This window comes from Desulfogranum mediterraneum DSM 13871 (assembly GCF_000429965.1).
GTDB lineage: Bacteria > Desulfobacterota > Desulfobulbia > Desulfobulbales > Desulfobulbaceae > Desulfogranum > Desulfogranum mediterraneum.
In genome coordinates this window covers 100589-107841 of the sequence record NZ_AUCW01000022.1, presented here as the reverse complement: position 1 = coordinate 107841, position 7253 = coordinate 100589, and the positions used below count along the sequence as shown (strand labels likewise).

The 7253-nt window shown below is 51.1% G+C and carries 4 protein-coding genes and 1 pseudogene; all 5 read left to right on the top strand.

What is annotated here, in order from left to right; translation table 11 throughout:
- Positions 1-405: 405 nt before the first annotated feature.
- On the top strand, positions 406-1191 hold the full coding sequence (locus G494_RS0111955; protein ID WP_028584732.1) for a transposase: 786 nt from the start codon (positions 406-408) through the stop codon (positions 1189-1191).
- 262 nt (positions 1192-1453) lie between these two features.
- On the top strand, positions 1454-2779 hold the full coding sequence (locus G494_RS0111950; protein ID WP_153305861.1) for a hypothetical protein: 1326 nt from the start codon (positions 1454-1456) through the stop codon (positions 2777-2779).
- The gene (locus G494_RS0111945) at positions 2766-5540 is read left to right on the top strand and encodes a calcium-binding protein (protein WP_028584730.1); all 2775 of its coding nucleotides are present in this window, start codon (positions 2766-2768) and stop codon (positions 5538-5540) included. Before G494_RS0111950 ends, G494_RS0111945 begins: the two co-directional genes overlap by 14 nt.
- Positions 5541-5885: 345 nt before the next feature.
- Positions 5886-6656, top strand: coding sequence for a hypothetical protein (locus G494_RS26830; RefSeq protein ID WP_153305860.1), 771 nt, complete (start codon positions 5886-5888; stop codon positions 6654-6656).
- A 15-nt stretch (positions 6657-6671) separates the two neighbouring features.
- Positions 6672-7031 (top strand): annotated as a pseudogene (locus G494_RS28095) (lipase family protein); the annotation flags it as partial.
- Between the last annotated feature and the right edge of the window lie 222 nt (positions 7032-7253).

Here is a 7253-nt window from a genome sequence, read left to right as displayed (position 1 = left end):
AACGTTTGACTTTCGTTTCTTATTGCGGACTTTTTCGATAGCCGGTCGGAACAATTCCCAATCAATAACCTCATTCAGCCTAGCGAGGGGGTCACCATTCTTGTCAATTTTGAGCAATCTATCCTGCAGATCGAAAAAGCCGGGCTGAATCATGGTTGTCTCCATCGAGTAAGGTTACCGCTTGATCTCAAATCGACAAAATTGTACCAAATTTATGCAAAAACAGCAAGTTAACTGTCAAGATGCTGCGAATTACTGTATTTAATTTTCAAGGAACCCTAAAGAGTAGTAAGCAGTTGACAGTTATTAATTTTTTGAAAAGTAACAATAAAACCTGATGCTAGAATTCGTGTCATCTTACATTCTGTTGAAATCAAGAGCTGTAAGGATACAGAGGGGGCTCTGATGGCAAGAGCACATCGTCATTACATTGCCGGCCATGCCTGGCATATAACGCATAGATGCCATAAAAGGGAGTTCCTCTTGAAGTTCTCGAGAGATCGTCATCGATGGATGCAATGGCTGTTTGAGGCGAAAAGGCGCTACGGCTTGGTCATCTTGAACTACGCCGTTACCTCCAATCATGTTCACCTGATTGTTTACGACGAGGATGGCGGAGAAACGATTCCAAATTCAATTCGGCTCATAGCTGGCAGGACCGGCCAGGAATACAACCAGAGAAAGAAAAGAAAGGGTGCTTTCTGGGAGGATCGTTACCATGCTACCGCCATCGAGACTGGTGAGCATCTGTTGCGCTGTCTTGTGTATGTGGACCTAAACATGGTTCGAGCAGGGGTTGTGACTCACCCGGAGCAGTGGAATCATGGAGGATATAATGAAATCCAGCACCCTCGTCGAAAAAACATTCTCATCGACTACGAGTCCTTGAGCTCTCTTTCCGGCTTCGAGGATATCGAGAGCTTTCAGTCGGCGCATAGACAGTGGGTTGCATCAGCGCTGCTTGAGGGTGAAGCGCAAAGGGAAGGTTACTGGACACAGAGCATTGCAACCGGGAGCCGATCTTTTGTCGAGGCAGTCAAAGCCCAAATGCGCAGTTTTGCGACCGGCCGCCAGATCCGGGAAAAGGCTGACTGCTATGAGCTGCGAGAGTCCCCGTCGCTCTATATCGCTTCTTTTGGTACCGAAAAGGACAATATAGACGTAGAAAACCTGCTGTTTTGGAATGAATAATACATAAGATCGAGATGTTAGCTTGGTGCGACTCCGGTTGGCGGTTGCCCGGGTGAGGGCGGCGCAGGCTGCGCTGGAGTTATCCCGGGATGGTTTGATTCCTGCCCGGGATGGCGGCCTGTGCCGGTGGGGAAAGGGTTTTGCCTGCTGATTTGCAGCAAGGAGCTGTGTCAGGAAGTTGTTGGACATGAGGTGAGACGCTGGTCAGCTGGGAGCGGAGAGGATGCATCCGCCCTTTTAATTTTTAATGCAAGGTATATTTATGATCCATGTTGTATGGGGACTTTTCTTTCTTGTAATCAGTATGGTGCTGATCCTTTGCTATCTGCTTGCAGCCATAGCCTGTAGTTGGCTGGTAGCTAGCACAGTATTTCTTGTCTATTCTTTTCTTGCCGCTCTTGCCAAAGGTATGGCGACCAATGAAACGCCACCGGTAGATTGGAAACGGCCGCTGCATTGGCTCAAGATGATGCGGGTGAAACTGTTTAATCGCCGGGTTGTAAAGTTGTTTCTGTTGGGATTTCTTGCTTTTGTTCTGATGTTGTATCTCAATCAGCGGCGTCAGTGGATGGGGCCAGAAAACGCCTATCATACTGCCAAGGAATACTATGTTGCCGGCCAGCCGCTTTATGCTGCGCGCAAGTTCCTCTGCCTCTTCAGCCGCACTCCAGGGTTTTGGCGGATGAATACCCTCCAACGTTGGCTGCTCATGGGCCCTGGACATCCGGTGATGATGCCGCTGAATACCCTGCAGCGCTGGATCTATGATAAGGGGGTAGAGCACATCCCCAAGTCTGATGGTGAATGGGCAGTCTGGGAGCAGGGATGGTTTCTCTACCCCTACGTTCGCAAACAATCCATTGCCTGGGACTGTGACAGGGATAACCCTTCACCGGGGATGACTATTCTGCTTGATGAAACCTGGGAGACCCTGGAGGCAATGGCAACCCTCACCTATGCCGACCCGGAGATGCAATTGCAGTATCTGAAGAATTTTCCAGCACTTGCCTTCTACTACTATTTTCTCCATGGCTATTATGCCCCGAAAAAGTCAGGGTCTTTTTTTGATTTGATAAACAAACCGCTGCACACCGCGCGTAGCCACACCATGGTTAGATGGCTGCAGGAGCTGGAAGATAAGTGGCAGGCAGATGCATCAATTCATGATGAGATCCATAAACGCCCGTTGATTGAGCTCGCCAGACAGGAGACCTTGCTTAATGGGGCACTACATATGGCCCTGGTGGATGTGATCCGTCAAGGGGAATTTCGCTGTGACCATCCCTATGTCCTGCTGTACCGACAGGCCCGGCAGGAGTTTGTCGGCAGCAAGGGATCCCCTTCGCCGCTCATGCGTTTAGGGCGCGGCAAGCAGTACCAGTCCCACTATGACCTGATTATCAATACCATACGTGGTCGGTTTCATAACAGGGTTTTCCGCTGGTACTGCGGTATCGAGATGGCTGGTGAGGAACGATTTGAGATAGTGAACAATCAAAAATGGATAGAGGTAGAAGACCGCCACGTGCGAAGTATTTACCATAAAGAACTACAGCTGATTGAGGAGAACCTCCATGGACATCGTTGATTACATCGATGAGATTAACCAGACGAACAACAATCTTGGACAGTATACCAAAGACCTGCTGCTGGCTAAGTTTGAAGGGCTGGATGCTTCATCCGTTGACCGGGCCAGTGATTATATCGCCGGTACGGTATCTGTGTATGTTGATGTTACCGGTGCCGGGGCATCATCTGTTAAACTCCAGGTGTGGGGTGCGCATGGTGGACTTATCCTGGATACTGTCGCGAATCTTGCCCAAGGTGACAGCCCTGACAGGGCCGTTGTAAAGGGGATCGTTGAAACGCTTACATACAGTGTTTTTACCGCTTTTGCAGCCGCAGCGGTCAGTCCGGGAGTAGGTGCAGGTGCAGCCTTTCTGTTTTCAGTGGGTACAGTCGTTGCCGGGGTTAATTTAGCCAGTGCTGCAGCCGATTTTATCGGTGAGCAATATGAATACTGTATTTCTCCATCCGCGGATATCAGGACAAATGAAGATGACACAGGGTATACCATCAGGGCAAACAGCAGTACCCTGGATATTATTCTCCACCATTGGTATGGCGATAAACTTGTTGCCGAAAATAATTGGAAACTTATTTTTGATCTGCCTGGTGGCAAGCAGCAAACAGTTGATTATGAAGGGTCAACCGGTACATTGACCTTTAGCCAGACCCTCGCTGAACTTACTCAACACGAGAGTTGGCTTGATACGGTCCTCTCCTATCACCGGGAAGATATCCAGCTCACTGCCAGTGATCATCCCGCCCCGATTCAGGTAACCAACTATTACGCATACTCCCAGGCACGGTTTGATCTGGTAAAGTCAGCAGCCTTGAACGGATCGCAGCGGGATATCTTTTCTCTTGTTCAACTCAGGCCCTATCTTCTGCAAGGTGTTGATGATTACTCCAGTATCAATCCTGATGAATACTCTGCTCAGTACCTCAAAGACCGGTTTGATTTTCTCCACACCATCATGCACGAAAACGCAGAGCCGATTGAGTACTGGGATCAGGATCTGGGTGTCAAAATCGAGCACCTGCCCGTTGAGGTTGAATCGCAAGCCGATGTCCCTGTCTATGAGCTTGGGTATGCCAGATACACCTTCGGTACCTCTGGTGACGACACCCTCACCGGTCTCAACGGCTCCGAGTATGACGACCATTTGTACGGCATGGCCGGTGATGACACCCTCAGCGGCTATGCAGGGAACGACTACCTCGAAGGCGGCAAGGGCCAAGATACCATGGACGGCGGCGGAGGCGACGACACCTTCTTCATCATGGGCGAGGACGAGGCCTACGACATCTTCAACGGCGGTAGCGGCACCGACACCATCCAGGGCGGAGCTCAGAACGACACCATCCGGGTCAACTCCCTGACCGCTGCCGACTCCATCGAGGTGATCGACGGTGGCAGCGGCGAAAACATCATCGCCGGCACCGAGGAGGGCAACACCATCGACCTGAGCGGGATGAGCCTCAGCCATATCGACCGCATCGAAGGGGGCGGCGGGATCGACATTATCACCGGTTCCGGCGGCAGGGATCTGATCTACGGCGGGGCCATGGGGGATACCCTCAGGGGCATGGCCGGTGACGACACCCTCTACGGCATTCACCGTGACGGCAGCGACGATTACCTCGGCGACCGCCTGGAGGGCGGCAGCGGGAACGATACCTACCATGTCGGCTTAGGTGACATCATAGCTGATGCGGATAGGCAGGGCACCATCTGGTTTGAGGGCCAACAACTGCCGCTTCTCTCTCTGGCCGAACAGGGGGAGGGGTTCCACTTCTATGAGTCTGCGGATAAGCAGTTCCAGGCAAGCCTGGACGAGGCCAGCAACACCCTCTCCGTAACCGCAGGGACCAACCCCTCTTATTTCTCCATCGAGAACTTTGTCTCCGGCGACTTCGGCATCACCCTCTCCGACTACACCCCGCCGCCTTCGCTCTACGATCTCACCTTGAACGGCACTGATTCCCGCGATGAGCTGGCCTATCTCAACCTGGGGGCCAACGGCCGCCTTGCCTTTACCGCCTTTCCTGACGGAGTAAGCAGCAACACCCCTTTTTATGATATGCCATTGCCGGCAGAGGCACCGAGCATTGAGGTATTCGGTGGCCAGGGGGGAGATTTCCTGTTTGGTTTCGCTGGTCATGACCATCTCGACGGCGGCGACGGCGGCGATATAATCACCGGTAATATGGGCTCCTGGAACGGGGTGGTGCTCTATGAGAACTCCATCCCGGAGGGGGATCTGCTCGAGGGTGGAGCCGGCAACGACTACATCAGCGGTAGTGGCGGTGACGACACCATTGATGGTGGTGCAGACAACGATATCATCCAGAGCTACGACGGGGAGGATAAGCTGTCCGGCGGTTCAGGCAACGATGTCCTGGCCGGAGGGTCCGATGATGTCGTTATCCAGGGCGGGGATGGTGATGATGCCCTGTTTGGAGATGGTTATTTTACCGGTACAGGTGCCCTGAACCTGGATACCCTTGATCAACTTTCGTTAAGCTTTGCATACTCTACCCTCGGATACGCAACGGGCTTCACCTCTTCTAACTTCGAGATCCATAACGACGCCCCAAATGTGGGCGACGACTATCTGGCCGGTGGTGTTCTCCAGGGCAGGACCGGCAGCGACTACCTGGCAGGCGGCAGCGGCAGGAACAGCTATCTCTTTGCGGCCGGAGATAGTGGCGGCGCCGGAGATGTGGTCAGGTGCGGGGAGTGTGGAGTTCCGGGGACAGGATACGGAATTCGGTTGAGTTAGGTATCCTGTCCCCGGGACTTCGCTCCTTTGTCGAGCCTGTCAAAGGCCAGATGCGCAGTTTTGCGATCGGCCGCCAGATTCGGGAAAAGGCTGACTGCTATGAGCTGCGAGAATCCCGTCGCTCTATATCGCTTCTTTCGGTACCGAAAAGGGCAATATAGACGTAAAAAACGTACGGTTTTGGAAGGAATAAGGAATAAGGTCGATAGGTTAGCTTGGTGCAACCCCAATTGGACCCAAAACAATGCTTCCGAGCCAATCGATTGGTAGTTTGCGACGAACGATGCGCGGATAAAACTCAAGAAGCTTTATCCGAACTTATTAATATTACGCGGTACTAGCTATATGAAGATTTGGCACAAAATGATACTGGTAGTTGTTTCAGTCATTACTTTTTTGATTGTGGCAGTTGCCTCCCAGAGTTTTGGTAATTCAGTGAGCTGGAGGGAAGAAGTTCTGCTGCATGACGGGCGGAAGGTATTGGTTGAGCGTACAGCGGATCGGGGTGGGCGGCACGAGATTGGGCAGCGCCCACCGATCAAGAAACAGAGCCTTTCTTTTACTCTGCCATCATCAAAACAAAGTGTTAGCTGGAAAGTGGAAGGTGCCAAAGACATTGGCTACGCAGATCTTTCACCTATAATGCTTGATATTATTGGTCATACACCTTTTCTCGTAAATCGAACCGTTGGATGCCTTGCTTATAACAAATGGGGAAGGCCGAATCCGCCCTATATGATATTTCGCTATACCAACAAGACTTGGCAGCAGATCGAGTTGGAAGATCTGCCTTTGGCTCTCAAAGTTCCGAATATGATTATTTCATCACCGGATTTAGAAGCACAGCGATCCGGAATGAATCCGGTTTCGGCGGAGAAGATCCATGAGCTGAACAAAAGCCTCACTCAGCCTGAATTCCAAAGCGTCCTACGGGAGCCGTTACCACAGGAACGAATAGATTGGTGTGTTGAAAAAATTCGTACTAAAGGTGGATGGACCAGTATCTATATATTCAAATCACAGCCAACATATGAACGTTGTATAAATGCCTGCAATTTTAAGGAAGTGCTTCCAGGGCATTGTCCATGCGATAGATTGTTTAGCAAACATAAATAGGGAGAGCGGAGAGCTATGGCAACTGATATTGAATTGGCACTGATGGCAGGCCGGGCTTATGAATCAACTCGTGGTGAAACAAACTGGTTCCCAACCCCTCAGGGATGGTCGCTGATTGATCAAGATGAAAAAAGCAGTGGTTTCGAAGCCGTCACTTTCCAACGCGGCGACGAAATCGTAATTTCCTTTGCCGGAACCTGTGGCTCCAGTGATATGGCTACGGACGTTGCGTTGGCCTCGGGCAATTATTCACAACAGCTTCAGGAAGCTGCCGAATATTACCTGCAAGTTAAAACAACCAATCCGGATGCAAAAATAACGCTGACCGGCCATTCCCTTGGAGGAGGTCTGGCATCGTTAATCGCGGTTTTCTTCGATGAGGAAGCCATGACTTTTGATCAGGCTCCCTTCCGTGCCGCGGCAGAATCTCATAACTTGCAATCCCCTGATGCTTATGCGTTTATGCTCTCTGTTTTACAGGATAATGATCAAATTGATCAAAGTCTTCTACAGCCTTTGGAAGAATATGTGGATGCAATGCGTCAAGAGTCTATTGATATGCTGCAAGAGCGAGAGCAGGGTGTCACCAACATCAGA

Bases quoted from the DNA above. Each gene is read 5' to 3' on its own strand.
- G494_RS0111955 (WP_028584732.1), top strand. From the start codon at position 406: ATGGCAAGAGCACATCGTCATTACATTGCCGGCCATGCCTGGCATATA.
- G494_RS26830 (WP_153305860.1), top strand. From the start codon at position 5,886: ATGAAGATTTGGCACAAAATGATACTGGTAGTTGTTTCAGTCATTACT.
- G494_RS0111950 (WP_153305861.1), top strand. From the start codon at position 1,454: ATGATCCATGTTGTATGGGGACTTTTCTTTCTTGTAATCAGTATGGTG.
- G494_RS0111945 (WP_028584730.1), top strand. From the start codon at position 2,766: ATGGACATCGTTGATTACATCGATGAGATTAACCAGACGAACAACAAT.